Origin of the sequence: Flavobacterium sp. PMTSA4, assembly GCF_032098525.1 — a bacterium.
Classification (GTDB): domain Bacteria; phylum Bacteroidota; class Bacteroidia; order Flavobacteriales; family Flavobacteriaceae; genus Flavobacterium; species Flavobacterium capsici.
Window position 1 is genome coordinate 2,366,411 of record NZ_CP134890.1, and the last position, 16,351, is coordinate 2,382,761.

General features: G+C 31.5%; 12 protein-coding genes. 4 read left to right on the forward strand and 8 right to left on the reverse strand.

Annotation, left to right across the window (positions count from 1 at the left end; translation table 11 throughout):
• The 8 genes from RN605_RS10845 to panC all read right to left on the reverse strand — a co-directional run bounded on the left by RN605_RS10845 (nt 1) and on the right by panC (nt 8,741).
• Nucleotides 1–1,368, reverse strand: coding sequence for a PQQ-dependent sugar dehydrogenase (locus RN605_RS10845; protein ID WP_313324721.1), 1,368 nt, complete (start codon nt 1,366–1,368; stop codon nt 1–3).
• A gap of 50 nt (nt 1,369–1,418) precedes the next feature.
• Complete coding sequence (locus RN605_RS10850; protein WP_313324723.1) at nt 1,419–3,242, reverse strand: biosynthetic peptidoglycan transglycosylase; 1,824 nt, start codon at nt 3,240–3,242, stop codon at nt 1,419–1,421.
• 128 nt (nt 3,243–3,370) lie between these two features.
• A complete protein-coding gene (locus RN605_RS10855) occupies nt 3,371–3,835 on the reverse strand; it encodes a gliding motility lipoprotein GldH family protein (protein ID WP_313324725.1) in 465 nt (154 codons plus the stop codon).
• 63 nt (nt 3,836–3,898) lie between these two features.
• Nucleotides 3,899–5,260, reverse strand: a complete 1,362-nt coding sequence (radA, locus tag RN605_RS10860; protein ID WP_313324727.1) for a DNA repair protein RadA — start codon at nt 5,258–5,260, stop codon at nt 3,899–3,901.
• Nucleotides 5,260–6,504: an alpha/beta hydrolase gene (locus RN605_RS10865; RefSeq protein ID WP_313324729.1), complete on the reverse strand. Its 1,245-nt coding sequence runs from the start codon at nt 6,502–6,504 to the stop codon at nt 5,260–5,262. The genes radA and RN605_RS10865 overlap by 1 nt, the downstream gene beginning before the upstream one ends.
• A gap of 56 nt (nt 6,505–6,560) precedes the next feature.
• Nucleotides 6,561–7,526: a lysylphosphatidylglycerol synthase transmembrane domain-containing protein gene (locus RN605_RS10870; RefSeq protein WP_313324731.1), complete on the reverse strand. Its 966-nt coding sequence runs from the start codon at nt 7,524–7,526 to the stop codon at nt 6,561–6,563.
• A gap of 2 nt (nt 7,527–7,528) precedes the next feature.
• A complete protein-coding gene (gene panD / locus RN605_RS10875; RefSeq protein WP_313324733.1) occupies nt 7,529–7,879 on the reverse strand; it encodes an aspartate 1-decarboxylase in 351 nt (116 codons plus the stop codon).
• A gap of 13 nt (nt 7,880–7,892) precedes the next feature.
• Nucleotides 7,893–8,741 carry a pantoate--beta-alanine ligase gene (panC, locus tag RN605_RS10880; RefSeq protein WP_313325837.1) on the reverse strand — a complete coding sequence of 283 codons (849 nt, stop codon included), beginning with the start codon at nt 8,739–8,741 and terminating at the stop codon, nt 7,893–7,895.
• Between the two features lie 106 nt (nt 8,742–8,847).
• Between panC and RN605_RS10885 the strand changes: the two genes are divergently transcribed.
• The 4 genes from RN605_RS10885 (at nt 8,848) to RN605_RS10900 (ending at nt 16,334) form a co-directional block, all read left to right on the forward strand.
• On the forward strand, nt 8,848–9,654 hold the full coding sequence (locus tag RN605_RS10885) for a glycogen/starch synthase (protein ID WP_313324735.1): 807 nt from the start codon (nt 8,848–8,850) through the stop codon (nt 9,652–9,654).
• 12 nt (nt 9,655–9,666) lie between these two features.
• Nucleotides 9,667–11,355 carry a DUF4270 domain-containing protein gene (locus RN605_RS10890; protein WP_313324737.1) on the forward strand — a complete coding sequence of 563 codons (1,689 nt, stop codon included), beginning with the start codon at nt 9,667–9,669 and terminating at the stop codon, nt 11,353–11,355.
• Nucleotides 11,356–11,367: 12 nt separating this feature from the next.
• Complete coding sequence (gene glmS, locus RN605_RS10895; RefSeq protein WP_313324739.1) at nt 11,368–13,215, forward strand: glutamine--fructose-6-phosphate transaminase (isomerizing); 1,848 nt, start codon at nt 11,368–11,370, stop codon at nt 13,213–13,215.
• 281 nt (nt 13,216–13,496) lie between these two features.
• A complete protein-coding gene (locus RN605_RS10900) occupies nt 13,497–16,334 on the forward strand; it encodes a TonB-dependent receptor (RefSeq protein WP_313324741.1) in 2,838 nt (945 codons plus the stop codon).
• Nucleotides 16,335–16,351: the final 17 nt, after the last annotated feature.

A 16,351-nucleotide genomic window follows, 5' to 3' on the forward strand; every position in this document is an offset into this window, starting at 1 on the left:
CTATTCAATTATCACTTTTGATTTTAATTGATTTCCAGATAAATCTTCGGTTACAATAATGTATAAACCTGAGGTTAAATTTGAAGTATTGATACTTTTATTTGATACATTCAAATTGTTTTCAGATAACAAAAGTTTTCCTGAAATATCATAAATATTGATTGTTTTTAAAGCAATGTTTGAAGCACTTTCAATTGTAATCTGATTTTTTGCTGGATTTGGATAAACTGAAATGGAATTATTTTCAAATTCTGAATTGCTTAATGATGAATCAATTACTCTAGAGATTGTACTTCCATTACTTATATATAATTCACCATTAACATCTTCTCCAAAAGTCGTTATTATACTTGGCGTATCTAAAGCCCAAGTGATTGTTCCGCTATTGTCAACATAACCAATTTCGCCAGAACAATAATCAGCAAAAAAATATTTGTTCGCAAAATTTGGATAAGTAGTTCCCGTGTAAAAATAACCACCTGTAATTGAACATCTAGCCGCAGATGAAGCATGAGTATATTCTGCTATAGGCGCAACCATACTTGAAAAAGCAGGACAACCAGAATTATTATAAACTACTGTTCCTTCATAACATTTCCAACCAAAGTTTAAACCAGTATTTGGCAATGGACTCGCCACTTTATCAATTTCTTCAACTGCATTTTGACCAACATCAGCAATCCATAAATCGCCATTCAAGCGGTTGAATGAGAATTTCCAAGGATTTCGAACACCAATTGCCCAAATTTCATCATTTCCTGCGACTCCAATATAAGGATTAGATGCTGGAATTCCATAAGGCGAAGCAGAATCAACATCTATTCTAAGCATTTTACCCAAATTTTCGTTGATGTTTTGAGCTCTATTTCCAGGATCGCCACCGCTTCCACCATCGCCCATGCCAATGTAAAGATATCCATCTGGACCAAAAACGATACTTCCGCCATTGTGGTTGGAGTAAGGTTGACTTATGGTCATTAAAATAGTTCCAGAGGTTGATGCTACATCAGGATTTGCAGAAACATTATATTTAACAATAACTGTATTTCCTGAAGTATTAGTATAGTTTACAAAAAATAAACCGTTTGATGCGTAGTTAGGATGAAAAGCCAATCCAAGCAAACCTCTTTCGCCACCAGAAGTAATTATAGAACTTAAATTCAGGAATGGCGTTGCATTTACCGTTCCGTTTGAATTAAGAATACGAATTAAGCCAGCTTGTTGCACCACAAAAAGGCGAGAATCATTTGGTGGATGAACTATTGCTACTGCTGAGGAAAAACCAGTTGCAAAAGATTGAACAGCAACAGTTTGAGCATTAACTGAAAAGCAAAAAAGTAGAACTAAGGCAAGTAAAGTTTTTTTCATAACTATTTGTTTTTTGTAAAGTTAAGAATAAAAACTTTGTATTCAAATAGTTAAAAATCAAATTCATCTATTGAAGAACTATCAATTTCAGTTTTTGCAGCTGCTTTGTTTTTTAAGAAAAATTCAGCTGGGCCATTTATTTTTAAAGCGAAATGTTGTCCAATAGTATCATTTGGTTCTAAAACTTTTCTGCGCAACATTACATTGGTTAAAAATTTATTTTCTTGTTTGACAAATGATTTTAATTGTTGATTTCCATCAAATTTATACATAAAGCCTTTTGGTCTTGGAATAATAGTTGCTAAAAACAAACATTCATTTAGCGTTAAGTCAATTGGTTTTTTTTGAAAATAAAATGCCGATGCTTCGCCTATACCGTAAACATTTGGTCCAAATTCGATGACGTTAAAGTATACTTCAAGCATTCTCTCTTTGGACGCAATTCTTTGGTTTTCTAGAATGTAAACCAATAGAATTTCTTCTAATTTTCTAGACAATGTTTTTTCGCGGGTTAAGAATACATTTTTTACCAATTGCATGCTAATTGTACTCGCACCACGAGCAAATTTTTTGGTTCGAATATTTTTTGCAATTGATTGTTTGAATGCATCATTTATAAATCCTCGATGTTGCATAAAAGATGGATCTTCGCTGGTTAGCACACATTTTTGTAAATAAGGAGAAATTTCAGTTAACGGAGTAAAAAAGGGATTCGAATTTCCAACAATAATTGGTCTTTGCGGAATTCCCTTTTCAATTGCACGATACACGAATTCGGTGTTTATTTTGCTCAAATCGGCTTCGCCATATTGAGTAATTTTTAATTTTTCGGGAGTTAATTTGCTTTCAAAAACCAAATCGTCAGGATGATGATTGTTGTATTCAAAATTTAATTTGTAGTTAAAATTTCCTTGAGCTTGCATTCCTTCAATATGAGTGAACAAGCCTTTTGGCAAGGATTCTATAAAATCTTGTGCTTTAATTTTAGGAATTTCTAATTGTAGTGAATAAATTTTGTCTTCATCATTTGAATAAGAAAGAAATGGTTTGAGAATCAGTTTATTAATTTGAACTTTAGAAGTGCTGTCAACAGCAATAAAACGTTCGCCAAAAATAAAATGATAGTCAAGTTGAGCGTTGTTAACAAAAACCTCTTTTTTTGAAATTTTCGGATGGTTTACATACAGATTTTGAATTGATGTAAATCCTTTTAAGTGAAGATTTCCGTGAGCCATATCCATTTCGTCTAATACAAAATGAATGCTTTTGAAACCCGTTTTCAAATTAAATTTTTTATCAAGAAAAGGAATTTTTATAGTGTCATTTTTTGAAGTTGAAAACACTAAATCTGTTTTTCTATCGCGTGGATCGGCAAAGCCTGAAACGTTCCAAATTTGTTCTTTTAAATCAGATTTTACGATTATGGAAGAGGAAAGTTTTTTATCTTTCAGAATCATTTCAGAACAATCTAAAACTACTTTATTTCCGTTGTCGTTAATTTTTAAATCAAAACTTTTAACCTGCAAATCGGTTGGAATCAAGTTTAAAAATTGTGATAAAATTCGATTCACAAACTTTCCATAATTCACTCCTTTATCTGAAGTAGTATCTTTTTTTGATTTAATAAAAGCATCAAAATTGCTGCCTTTTTTATTTTTTACTAATTGAACAAATCCGTTATTGATTTCTAGTTTTCCTAATTGAACATCACCAACCAATAACTTCCAAAAATTAACTTTGGTTTGAAGTTTTTGAATACGAACCAAAGTGTCTTTTTGCTTTGGAACCAACGAAATGTCTTCAAAGTGTAAAGTGGTTAATCCATCAAAAGCGGCATTTTTAACTGAAAAATCGCATTGATAATCGCGTTCCATTTTTAAATCAACACGCGCAATTATTTTTTCAAGTAAAGTATTCCGAAAGATGAAAACAAGAATTACTATTAATGCAATGAAGCATAATAAAATTTTAAGTGATAGAATTAATTTTTGTTTTCGATTTATCATTTTATAGCATCAACTTTCAAACCAATTCCAATGACATTTGGCAAAAATGGACCATTAAAATTATGAGAAACAGTGATTTTATAAGTTCCTTTTTGAAGTTTTATATTTGATTTGAAAGTATAATTTAAATCACAAATATCACCAACACAATCGCCTAAATCTTTTCCTTCATCATCTTTGATGATTAAATCTTCTTTGATTTCTTCGGTTGTTCCATCAGGATTATTAATTTCAAAAACGATAGGAATTGAGTTAAATTGATATCCATAAACATGACTGAATAAGAGAGAAACATTATAGTTTTTTGTATCATCATCAATCTCAAATTCGAATGTTTTTTTATCAGTCAAATCCCAGCGATTGTCTTCGGGAAACTCAATAAATTCACTAAAATGATTTTGTTTAGAACACGAAAAAGTTGTTAGCAGAACTAAAAGCAGTACATATTTTTTTGTTTTCATAATTAAAGTTATTAGTAACTAAAAACGATTTTTGAGTGTTTTTAGTATCAATAAATCAAAGAATTATCCAAATAATTGTTCGACTACTTCTTCAATTTTGGATACTAATATTACTTTTATTCCAGGGAATTTTGCAGAGATTTTATTGTATTTGGAAACAAATATGGTTGAAAAGCCTAGCTTTTCAGCTTCTTGAATTCGTTGTTCAACTCTATTCACAGGACGAATTTCTCCAGAAAGTCCAACTTCGCCAGCAAAACAAACATCTTTTCCAACAGCAATATCTTCATTTGAGGAAAGAATAGCCGCAACAACTGCTAAATCAATTGCTGGATCATCAACCGAAATTCCACCAGTAACGTTTAGAAAAACATCTTTTGTTCCTAAACGAAAACCAGCTCGCTTTTCTAAAACTGCCAAAATCATGTTCAAACGTTTGGCGTTGTAACCCGTTGTACTTCTTTGAGGTGTTCCATAAACAGCAGTTGATACTAACGATTGGATTTCAATCATTAATGGACGCATTCCTTCTAGAGTTGATGCAATTGCTGTTCCCGAAAGTTCTTCTTCTCGATGTGAAATTAATATTTCGGATGGATTAGAAACCTCGCGTAAGCCCGAACCTTGCATTTCATAAATTCCTAATTCTGCTGTAGAACCAAAACGATTTTTTAATGAACGAAGAATTCTATACACATGATTTCTGTCGCCTTCAAATTGCAAAACGGTATCAACCATATGCTCTAAAATTTTTGGTCCAGCAATGGTTCCATCTTTTGTAATATGTCCAATCAAAATCACAGGAACATTGGTTTCTTTGGCAAATTTTATTAGTTCGGCAGTTGTTTCTCTAATTTGAGAAATGCTTCCAGCGGTTGACTCTATGTAATCGGTATGCAAAGTTTGAATAGAATCGATGATAACAATATCGGGTTCAATTTCAAGAATATGACGAAATATATTTTGTGTTTTGGTTTCTGTCAAAATGTAGCAATTATCACTGTTCGGATTAATTCGTTCAGCTCGCATTTTGATTTGTTTTTGGCTTTCTTCGCCAGAAACATACAAAGTTTTATAAGGTAATTTTAAAGAGATCTGGAGCAATAAAGTACTTTTCCCAATTCCTGGTTCGCCACCAAGTAATGTTAAAGAACCAGGCACAATTCCGCCACCAAGAACACGATTCAATTCGCCATCAGTGGTATCCATTCTAACTTCTTGAGTAGAATCGATTTCTTTGATTTTTAAAGGTTTTGAAACACGTTTGGTTTCAGATGTTGTTGGCTTCCAATTGGTTTTTTCTTCTTTCTGAATAATTTCTTCAGCAATGGTATTCCATTCTTTACAAGCATTGCATTGTCCTTGCCATTTTGCGTATTGTGTGCCGCAATTTTGACAAAAAAATGTCGTTTTCAATTTCGCCATTATTCAGATTTTTTCTCTTCAGTTGGTGTTTCTGGTGGAGTTTCAGCAGGTATTTCTTCAACCGGAGTTTCTTCTATTACTTCGCCTTTTTTACCTTTTTTAGGTGCTAAACGTTTCATGTCTTCTGATTTCTCATACATCATGTCCTTTGTTAAATCTCCAATTTCTTCTCTTTGAAATGCTCTTAAATAGGTTTTTTGAGCTTTAGCATAATCGCCTTTTTTCTCATACATCAATGCCATATGATAATCCGCTAACATTGATTTTGGGTAATCTTTGTCGGCTAACTGAGCTAATTCATCAAATTCGTTTAATGCGTTATTTTTCAATATTGCTGCTTCAATTGCCTTAAAATCGTTAAGTCTAATTTGAAGTTTTAGTCCTAATGATTTTTCCAGTAATTCATATTTGTCTTTTAAGTATTGAGCATAACCCGAAGGCAACTTGACAATTTTTTCTTGAAATTCAGTCATTGAAATAGGTTGATATACCGAGAATATTTGGTATAAAGCACTTGGAATTGCATGTAGAACAACCGAATAATGGGATGCTTCTTTAAAGTCTTCAAAAAGATAGTTTAATGATGGGTTTTTTATTTTTTTAATTTCTTCATCCATTGCCATAATTCGAGTTCTCATTTTTTTCAAATCGCCATCAGCGGTACAATGGTAATAGAAAATAGGTTGCTGAATGGCAGCAAATCTTTCCGGAAGATTTTTTTCCATATCAGTTGGTAATTCTGGACTAAAAGAAATGTAAGCTTTGAAAATAGGTTGGTCCTTGTATAAATATAAATTCAAAAAACCTGCAGTAACATCTAATCCCGATACAATTCTGAAAGGAGCAACTCGAAAGTTTTTTTCGATTAAAGGAATTAATTCCATTCCAACAAATTCGAAGAATTTTTCACCTTTTTCTTCGGGCAAACCTGTTTCAGCATTAACAGCACAATCATTTTCACGAGAATTACCCTGATTTATGGCAACAATAATTACTTCTGGTAAGTCATCCCAATAATATCCGTAACTCAAAGCACCTTGATAGGCATCGAAAAGAAAATCGCCATCAAAAAGCACCAGTAAAGGAAATTTTTGAGATTTATTTTTTGCATAAGATGGCGGAAGACTTATTTGAATTATTCTTTCTTCATTTAATTTGTTTGAAAAAATAGTATCCGTAATTTTTTTTTGAGAAAACAAACTACAAGTAAAAAGCATCAATAAAAACAAAGGCAATTTTTTCATAGAAAAACAGGTTAGTTAGAATGTTGATTTTGCTAAACGATTAGCAAGATAGTAAATTATTTATTTCTATTAAAAATAGGTAATAATAAATAAGAAACTAACCCTAAAACGACTGCTAAAATAGTTTGTGAAGTCCAAACAAGCCATCCGAATGCAGTTCCGATATCGTTAGCAATTCCGTAAAGAGAAAAAATAAGTGCAATAGAAAAAGGATAAGCACCCAAACCGCCATTCGAAAAGCCTACGGCTAAACTTCCAAAAATGAATCCCATGATTACAATGTCAAATGAAATTTCAGAAGTTTCAGGTAAAGCAAACACGGCAACATAAAACATAGTCAAATAGGAAAACCAGATGAAAAATGAATGAAAAATATACTTCCATTTGTCTTTCATTTTAAAAATTGTGGTCATTCCTTCAACCAAACCAGAAAGTTTTTCTTTGAGTAATTTTATAATTTTCCATTCGGCATAAATCCAAATTAAAAGAAAAATGACTCCTAAAATTACAGCTCCAATAATAAAATAAAGAAAAGTTACTAGCGAAACATTTTTACTAATTAAAAATTTGTAAATCAGTTCATATTGAGAAATTACTCCAATACAAACAAAAAATAGGAATATCAATAAATCTACTATTCGTTCGGCAACGATTGTTCCAAATGCTTTATCGAAAGGAACATCTTCATATTTTTTTAGCAATGCAGCACGTGAAATTTCTCCAGAACGTGGTACAGTTAAATTAACTAAATAAGAAACTGCAACGGTAAAAAAATTATTGAAAAACTTGGTTTGATAGCCCAAGTGATTGAGTGCATATTTCCATCTGTAAGCTCTTGACCAATATCCAAGACAAGCAATAACTAAAGAAAGAAGAATATAGTAATAATTAGCTTTTTCAAAACTGATTTTTATTTTTTCAATTTCTTCACTGGTAAGTGTAGAAAATTGATAGTAAATAATTCCAATTCCAATTAAAAGTGGAATTAAAACCGTCAACCATTTTCGAATAGAATTTTTCAAAGTTAGGTTAGTGAATTGTCTTCTTCATTAGGGAAAACTAACCAAGGTTTAAATGTTTTTGCTTTTTCAAATTCCATCAAAGCATAAGAAATAATGATAATCACATCGCCTCTTTGAACTCTTCTAGCAGCAGGACCATTTAATGTAATTTCTCCTGAATTTTTATTTCCTTTGATTACATATGTTTCAAAACGCTCTCCATTATTAATGTTAACAATGGTAACTTTTTCTCCTTCGATTAAGTTTGAAGCATCCATTAAAGCTTCGTCAATAGTAATACTTCCGATATAATTTAAATCGGCTCCGGTAACTTTTACACGGTGAATTTTAGATTTTACAACTTCAATTTGCATGGGGCAAAGTTAATTATTTTAATGAAATAGTATCTATCAAACGAATATTGTTAACAAAAACAGCAATAAAAGCACGATAGTTTTTTGATTTATTTTTTCGGATACAAGGCAATAGTTTTTCCTCATCTGCAATTTCAAAATACTCTAATTCAAATTTTGGATATTTTGAAAATTCGTTTTTTACCCAATTGGTAACTTCTTTGGCACTTTTACTTTTAAAAAGTTTTTTTGCATGGGTAATTGTTTTGAAAATGATAGACGCCTCTTTTCGTTCAGTAGACGAAAGTCTTTCATTTCTTGAACTCATAGCCAAACCATTCGGTTCTCTAAAAATTGGACAGCCAATTATCTTAACTGGAATTTTATATTTAGAAACTAATTTTTTTACGATTTGTAACTGTTGGAAATCTTTTTCTCCAAAATAGGCGTTTGTTGGTTTTATGATTTCGAATAATTGTTTTACTATAGTTCCAACGCCGTCAAAATGACCCATTCTGAATTTACCTTCCATTTGATTTTCTAATCCATCAAAATTGAAATGTTGAGATATTGTTTTGCCTTTGTAAATATCATCAACCGTTGGCGCATAAATTATAATTTCTTCAGAAATAGACTTGATTTTTTTTACATCTTCCTCCAAAGTTCTAGGATACTTTTTTAAATCTTCATGATTGTTAAATTGAGTTGGATTTACAAAAATACTTATTACAACAATTTCATTGTTTTGTAATGCGGTTTCTAGAAGTGACAAATGACCTTTATGCAATGCACCCATTGTTGGAACAAAACCAATAGTAGATTTTTTATCATAAAAAGGATTAAGAAAAGATACTAAATCAGTTTGTGTTGAAAAAATTTGCATTGGTTTATTATCAATAAGTTGCAAACTTACTATTTTCATATATAACTGCATAAAATTTTGTACTTTTGCATGTTTTTTAACGCCAATAAATAAAGAAAAGTAAATTATGGAAGACAAGAGGATATTGTATGTATCATCTGAAGTAGTGCCTTATTTGGCTGAAAATGAAGTGTCTTTAATGTCTTATGATGTCCCAAAGATGGTGAATGATCAAGGCGGACAAATAAGAATTTTTATGCCAAGATATGGAAACATAAACGAAAGAAGACATCAATTGCATGAAGTTATTCGTTTATCGGGAATGAATTTAGTGGTTAATGATTTGGATATGCCTTTGATTATAAAAGTAGCTTCAATTCCTAAGGAAAGAATTCAAGTATATTTTATTGATAACGACGAATATTTTAAAAGAAAAGCCACTTTTACCGATGAAGAAGGCGTTTTGTATCCTGATAATGACGAAAGAGCAATTTTCTTTGCAAAAGGTGTTATAGAAACGGTTAAAAAATTAAATTGGGTTCCAGATATTATACATGTTCACGGTTGGATGGCAAGTGTTTTGCCTGTATACTTAAAACATTTTTACAAAGATGAAGCATTGTTTTCGGACACAAAAATTGTAATCTCGGTTTATGGACAATCTTTTGATGGTGAGCTTAACAATGAAATGATTAATAAAATTAGCTTTGATAATATTCCTCACGAAGCTATTGAAGAGTTGAAAAACCCTAATTATGAGAATATTATAAAGAGTGCTATTAATAATTCGGATGCAGTAATAATTGCCTCTGAAAAGGTGTCTTCAAGTTTAACAAAATATATAGAATCTTCACAGAAACCTTTTTTACCTTTCACCGCCAAAGAAATTTTCGCCGAGGCATACACAGAGTTTTACAAAAAAATGCTTTCTTAACAAATTTTAAAAATGAATTTTAAATCTTTTTTTCTTAGATTTTTTACTGTTTTAACAGCTATTATAGTGGTTTCTTGTGATAAGGACTTTAATGAAATTGGAACAGATATAGTTGGTGGAGATAATGACCATTATTTATTCGATAAATATGCAGATGCTTCTATAAAAGCCTACAATCAAAAACTTGGTCCAGTAGCCATGCACAATTTACCAATAAATCCATTAGGTATATACAAAAATCCTGTTTTTGGTACTACAACTTCTGGTTTTGTATCTCAATTAGAGATGGCTTCGGGTTCGATAAATAGAGTTTTTAATAATACAGATCCTGATTTATATCAAGAATTGCCGGTAATCGATAGTGTTATTTTAAATGTACCTTATTACAGTAAATTATTAAGTACAGATTCAGATGGTCTTAAAACCTACAGATTGGATTCAATTTATGGAGGCAATGAAACAAAAATGAAATTAAGTGTTTATGAGTCAAACTATTTTCTTAGAGATTTAGATCCATCATCTCAATTCACAGAGCAGCAAGTTTTTTATAATGATAATCAAGAAGTAGAAAATCAAAAAAATCCTTTTGTGTTGAACAATTCAACTAATACTAAAGAAAACACTCAGTTCTTCTTTGACAAAAGCGAACATAAAACCACTGTGTTAAATTCAAGTAATGTAGAAGTGCCAACTAGAACTGCACCTTCAATGAGGTTGCATTTGGACAAAACATTTTTTTACAATAAAATTTTAAATGCACCATCGGGACAATTGGTAAACAACGCTGTTTTTAAAAATTATTTCAGAGGTTTATATTTCAAAGTTGAAGATTTAGGTACTTCAAACAATATGGCTATGATTAATTTTTCAAATGCCAAAGCAACAATCTACTACAGAGAAGATAAAAAAGTTACAAATAGCACTACTAACGTTGTAACTTTTGAAAAAACAAGCAAAACTTTTGAAATGAATTTTGCTGGGAATAGAGTTAGTTTACAATCTAATTCTAATGAAGATTTAGATTATTTAGCAGCAGCCAATTCCACTTCTGAGGCTTCTAAGTTATACCTAAAAGGTGGACAAGGTTCAATGGCAATTATTGATTTGTTTGGTCCTGATACTGACAACAATGGTGTTGCTGATGAATTAGAGCAAATAAAAAACAATGGTTGGTTAATAAATGAGGCGAATCTAACGTTCTATATTGATAAAACAGCTATGTCAAATACTCAAGCAATAGAACCAAATAGAATTATGCTTTACGATTTGAATAATAGTACCGTTTTAGTAGATTATTTAATTGACCAAAGTCAAAGTGGCAGATATCCAAAACAAAATAAATTCATACATGGAGGAATTTTGTTAGATGATGATGGTGTTTTTGTAAAACAGATTAAAGATGAAAACACAGGAATAATATCAAATAAAGGAACAAAATATAAAATTAGATTGACCAGTCATATTAAGAATTTGATTAAAAATGATTCGACCAATGTTCGTCTTGGCTTGGTAGTTACAGAATCAATTAACACTATTGGTTACACAAAGTTAAAAACTCCAATAGGAGACATTAAAAAAGTACCACAAATGTCTGTATTAAGTCCTGTTGGAACTATTTTATATGGAACAAATATTCCTGTTGGAGATATAAACTATGGGAATAGACTAAAATTAGAGATATATTACACAAAACCCGATTAATACTTATAAATTATGTGTGGAATTGTTGGCTACATTGGATATCGCGAAGCATATCCTATAGTAATAAAAGGATTAAAAAGACTAGAATACAGAGGATATGATAGTGCTGGAATAATGCTTTTTGATGGAAATGGATTAAAAGTTTCCAAGACAAAAGGGAAAGTTTCAGATCTTGAAGAAAAATCAAAAGACATTGCTACTTCTAAAGCGGTAATTGGAATGGGTCATACTCGTTGGGCAACTCATGGTGTTCCAAATGATGTAAATTCACATCCTCATTTATCAAATTCAGGTAAATTAGCAATAATTCATAATGGTATTATTGAAAACTACGAACCATTAAAAAAGGAACTCATTAATAGGGGTTATGTTTTTAAATCAGATACTGACACTGAAGTATTAGTTAATTTGATAGAAGAAGTTCAGAAGAAAGAAAATTTCAAACTTGGTAAAGCTGTTCAGGTTGCATTAAATCAAGTTGTTGGAGCTTATGCTATTTGTGTTTTTGATGTTGATAAACCAGATGAAATTGTTGTAGCTCGTTTAGGAAGTCCATTGGCAATAGGTGTTGGTAAAGATGAATTCTTTATCGCTTCAGATGCTTCTCCATTTATTGAGTATACATCAAATGCTATTTATTTAGAAGATGAAGAAATGGCAATTGTTCGTCAACATAAACCTTTAAAAATCAGAAAAATTAAAGATGATTCGTTAGTTGATCCTTATATTCAGGAACTTCAAATGAATTTAGAGCAAATTGAAAAAGGAGGTTATGACCATTTTATGCTCAAAGAAATATATGAGCAACCAAATGTAATAAAAGATACTTATCGAGGAAGATTACATGCTAATGAAGGAATTATCCAAATGGCAGGTGTTGAAGATAATTTAGAAAAATTCATTAACGCTGAAAGAATTATCATTGTTGCTTGTGGAACATCATGGCACGCAGGATTAGTAGCAGAATATGTAATCGAAGAATTTTCAAGAATTCCAGTTGAGGTCGAGTATGCTTCTGAATTTAGATACAGAAACCCAATCATTTCATCAAAAGATGTTGTTATAGCAATATCGCAATCTGGGGAAACAGCAGATACTTTAGCGGCAATTAAGTTAGCCAAAGAAAAAGGAGCATTTGTGTTTGGAGTTTGTAATGTAGTTGGTTCTTCAATTTCAAGAGAAACTCATGCTGGAGCTTATACACACGCTGGGCCAGAAATTGGAGTGGCATCAACAAAAGCATTCACTACACAAATTACGGTGTTAACAATGATTGCCTTGCGTTTGGCAAAAGTAAAAGGAACTTTATCAAATTCTGATTTCCACCGTTATTTACAAGAATTAGAGTTAATTCCTGAAAAAGTTTTAGAAGCTTTATCAACCAATGATATTGCAAAAGAAATAGCCACAAAATATAAAGATGCGTCAAATTGTCTTTATTTAGGAAGAGGTTATAATTTTCCTGTTGCATTAGAAGGTGCATTAAAGCTAAAAGAAATATCATATATTCATGCAGAAGGTTATCCTGCCGCAGAAATGAAGCACGGACCAATTGCATTAATTGATGAAAAAATGCCTGTAATTGTTATTGCTCCAAAGCAAGGACATTATGACAAAGTAGTTAGTAATATACAAGAAATTAAATCAAGAAGCGGAAAAATTATTGCAGTAGTTACTAAAGGTGATACACAAGTAAAAGAATTGGCTGATCACGTGATTGAAATTCCAGAAACTTCAGATGCATTATCACCATTAATTACAACCATTCCGCTACAATTATTGTCTTATCATATTGCTGTTTTAAGAGATTGTAATGTTGATCAACCAAGAAATTTAGCAAAATCGGTTACCGTAGAGTAGATTTTTAAGAAAAATATATAAAAAAAAGCGAGAAATAGTTCTCGCTTTTTTTGTGTAATATATTGTGAAATTGGTAAACTTTTCTCAATTTTATATGTATGCATAGTATTTTTTTTATCAAAACATTCAATTCATTAAAAAAAACATAATTTCTCATAATTTCGAATTTGATAATTTAACTCAAAATTTTTCAGATATCAATAAAAATAAGGGCATATTGTTGATAATCTAAAAAAAATATTTGTACTTTGGCTACTTAAACCAACAAAAATAAAAACCAAATGAAGATTTATTTATTTATCATTTCATTGTTTTTTTGTAGCATTTCGTTTGCTCAAACTTCAGTTTCTGGTTCTGTTAAAGACAGTAAAAACGAACCAATTCCAGGTGCAAATATTACTGTTTCAGGCGAAGATGCGGGAACTGTTTCCGACATCGATGGAAATTTTTCTTTAGTTACTACAAAAAAACCACCTTTTGAAATCAAAGTTTCAAGCGTAGGTTATGGAGTTAAAACAATTTCAGTAACAAGCAACAATCAAAAAATAGCTGTTGTTCTTGATGAGGAGCAAACGTTACTTGATGAAATTGTAGTTTCTGCTTCTCGTGCTCCGGAGCGATTAAGAGAATCGCCTGTAACCATCGAAAGATTTACAGCTGCTGATGTTAAAAAAACAGCTTCGCCTACATTCTATGATGGATTAGAAAACTTGAAAGAAGTTCAAATGAATACGAGTAGTATGTCATTTAAATCCATCAACACACGTGGTTTTGCAACTGTAGCAAACACTCGTTTTATGCAATTAGTAGATGGAATGGATAATTCATCTCCGTTGTTAAACTTCGTACTAGGAAATCTTATAGGAGTTTCTGATTTAGATGTTGCTAGTGTAGAGTTACTGCCTGGAGCATCATCAGCTTTATATGGAGCAAATGCTTTTAACGGTATTTTGTTCATGAAAAGTAAAAATCCATTTATAGATCAAGGAGTTTCAGTCTATGCTAAATATGGTCAAACCAATCAAAAAGCTGCAGGAGCAAACGAATACTATGATTATGGAGTTAGAGTTGCACATAAGTTCAATGATTATTTCGCAGCAAAAGCCAACTTCACTTTCATGAAAGGAACAGAATGGTGGGCTACTGATTATGATGACAAAACGGTTGAAGGAAGAGATAGAAGTCATCCAAATTATAATGGTATGAACGTTTATGGAGACGAAGCTTCAACAAACATCAAAAGTGTTGGGCAAACACTAGCTAACATGGGATTGCTTCCAGCGTCTGCTGTAAACTTGCTTCCTAATGAAAATGTTTCTAGAACAGGATACAATGAAGTTGACTTAACTGATAATGTGGTTAAAAATGCAAAAGTTGACTTTTCATTACATTTCAAACCATTTAAAAATGATTTTGAAATTATTTGGCAAAGTAAATTCGGGTTTGGTAATTCAGTTTATCAAGGTGCCAACCGTTACTATTTAAATGGTTTCCAAATGCAACAACATAAATTGGAGTTAGAAGGGAAAAACTTTTTCGTCAGAGGTTATTTTACCACTGAAGATGGAGGAAACTCATATGATATGTTATTTACAGGATTAAATGTAAATAGAGCATGGAAAGCCGATTCTACTTGGTTTGGGCAATATGCTGGAGCTTATGTTCAATCTACTTTAGCTGGTGCTACACCAGAACAGGCTCACACAATAGCTAGAAATACTGCAGATACAGGAAGACTAATTCCTGGAACTCCAGAATTCCAAAATGCATTCAATCAGGTAATATCAAACCCAGATGTATTATCAGGTTCAAAATTAGTTGACAATTCAAAAATCTATCACTCTGATGCTAATTATAATTTTAGAGATTTAATCAAATTTGCTGAAATTCAAGTTGGAGGTTCATACAGAAGATACGATTTAAATTCATTTGGTAGAATTTATACTGATACACCTCAGTTTGGAGGAATCAAATATGATGAGTATGGATTGTATACTCAAGTTCAGAAAAAGCTAATGGATGATAGATTGAAATTTACAGGCTCGGTTCGTTATGATAAATCGGACAATTTTGACGGCAATTATTCGCCAAGAGTTTCACTAGTTTATTCTGCAGGTGAAAATAGAAATCATGTTTTCAGAGGTTCATTCCAAACAGGTTTCCGTAATCCAACAACTCAAGATCAGTACATTGGTTTTAATGTAGGTAATGCAATTCTTTTAGGTTCTGCACCAGATAATTTAACTAGATATGAAGAAACACTTCCTGTGACTTCACCACTAGGACAAGCATTAGTTGGAGGAACAACTACAACTATTGATGGTAATAATGCTTATTTTAACTCTTATACTGCGCAATCTGTTGCTGCATTTTCAGCATTAGCTACTTCTGATCCTATAGCGGCATCAGCTTTATTAGTTAGAACGGATGTTGATTTAGTTAAGCCAGAAACAGTTAAAGCTTTTGAACTTGGATATAGAGGACAATACGAAGGATTTAATATAGACATTAATGGATATTATAATATTTATAATGATTTTATTGGAAACCTAACAGTATTAGCGCCATTATATGGAACTGCTCAAGATGCTCCAAATCCATTACTTGGACCAACAGATCCAGGAGCACAATCAGTAGATGCTATAGCTACAGGAAATTATAGAGCATTCCAATTATATACCAATACAGATATCGAAATCAAATCATTAGGTTTTGGTGTAGGTGTATCAAAAAAATTGCCAAGAGATTTCGAAATTTCTGCTAATTATAATTATGCTCAATTTGATTTTGACCAAGCTAAAGATCCAAGTTTTGAAGCAGGATTTAATACTCCTAAACATAGAGTTAAAGGTTCAATTAGTAATGATAAATTGTTCAAAAACTTTGGGTTTAATGTTAGCGCAAGATGGAGTGATGAATATTTATGGGAATCCTCATTTGCTGACGGTATGATTGATGCAGCTACTGTTGTAGATGCTCAAATTAGTTATGGAATTCCAACTTTAAAATCAGTATTAAAAGTTGGAGCAACTAATCTTGGAGGAAAAGAATATAGACAGCTTTTAGGTCCTGGATTAATCGGGCAACAATATTTCGTTTCATTAACTATTAATCCTTAATTAAAAAAATTATGAAA

Bases quoted from the DNA above. Each gene is read 5' to 3' on its own strand.
- RN605_RS10885 (WP_313324735.1), top strand. From the start codon at position 8,848: ATGGAAGACAAGAGGATATTGTATGTATCATCTGAAGTAGTGCCTTAT.
- panD (WP_313324733.1), bottom strand. From the start codon at position 7,879: ATGCAAATTGAAGTTGTAAAATCTAAAATTCACCGTGTAAAAGTTACC.
- radA (WP_313324727.1), bottom strand. From the start codon at position 5,260: ATGGCGAAATTGAAAACGACATTTTTTTGTCAAAATTGCGGCACACAA.
- RN605_RS10855 (WP_313324725.1), bottom strand. From the start codon at position 3,835: ATGAAAACAAAAAAATATGTACTGCTTTTAGTTCTGCTAACAACTTTT.
- RN605_RS10865 (WP_313324729.1), bottom strand. From the start codon at position 6,504: ATGAAAAAATTGCCTTTGTTTTTATTGATGCTTTTTACTTGTAGTTTG.
- RN605_RS10850 (WP_313324723.1), bottom strand. From the start codon at position 3,242: ATGGAACGCGATTATCAATGCGATTTTTCAGTTAAAAATGCCGCTTTT.
- RN605_RS10900 (WP_313324741.1), top strand. From the start codon at position 13,497: ATGAAGATTTATTTATTTATCATTTCATTGTTTTTTTGTAGCATTTCG.
- RN605_RS10890 (WP_313324737.1), top strand. From the start codon at position 9,667: ATGAATTTTAAATCTTTTTTTCTTAGATTTTTTACTGTTTTAACAGCT.
- RN605_RS10845 (WP_313324721.1), bottom strand. From the start codon at position 1,368: ATGAAAAAAACTTTACTTGCCTTAGTTCTACTTTTTTGCTTTTCAGTT.
- glmS (WP_313324739.1), top strand. From the start codon at position 11,368: ATGTGTGGAATTGTTGGCTACATTGGATATCGCGAAGCATATCCTATA.
- panC (WP_313325837.1), bottom strand. From the start codon at position 8,741: ATGCAAATTTTTTCAACACAAACTGATTTAGTATCTTTTCTTAATCCT.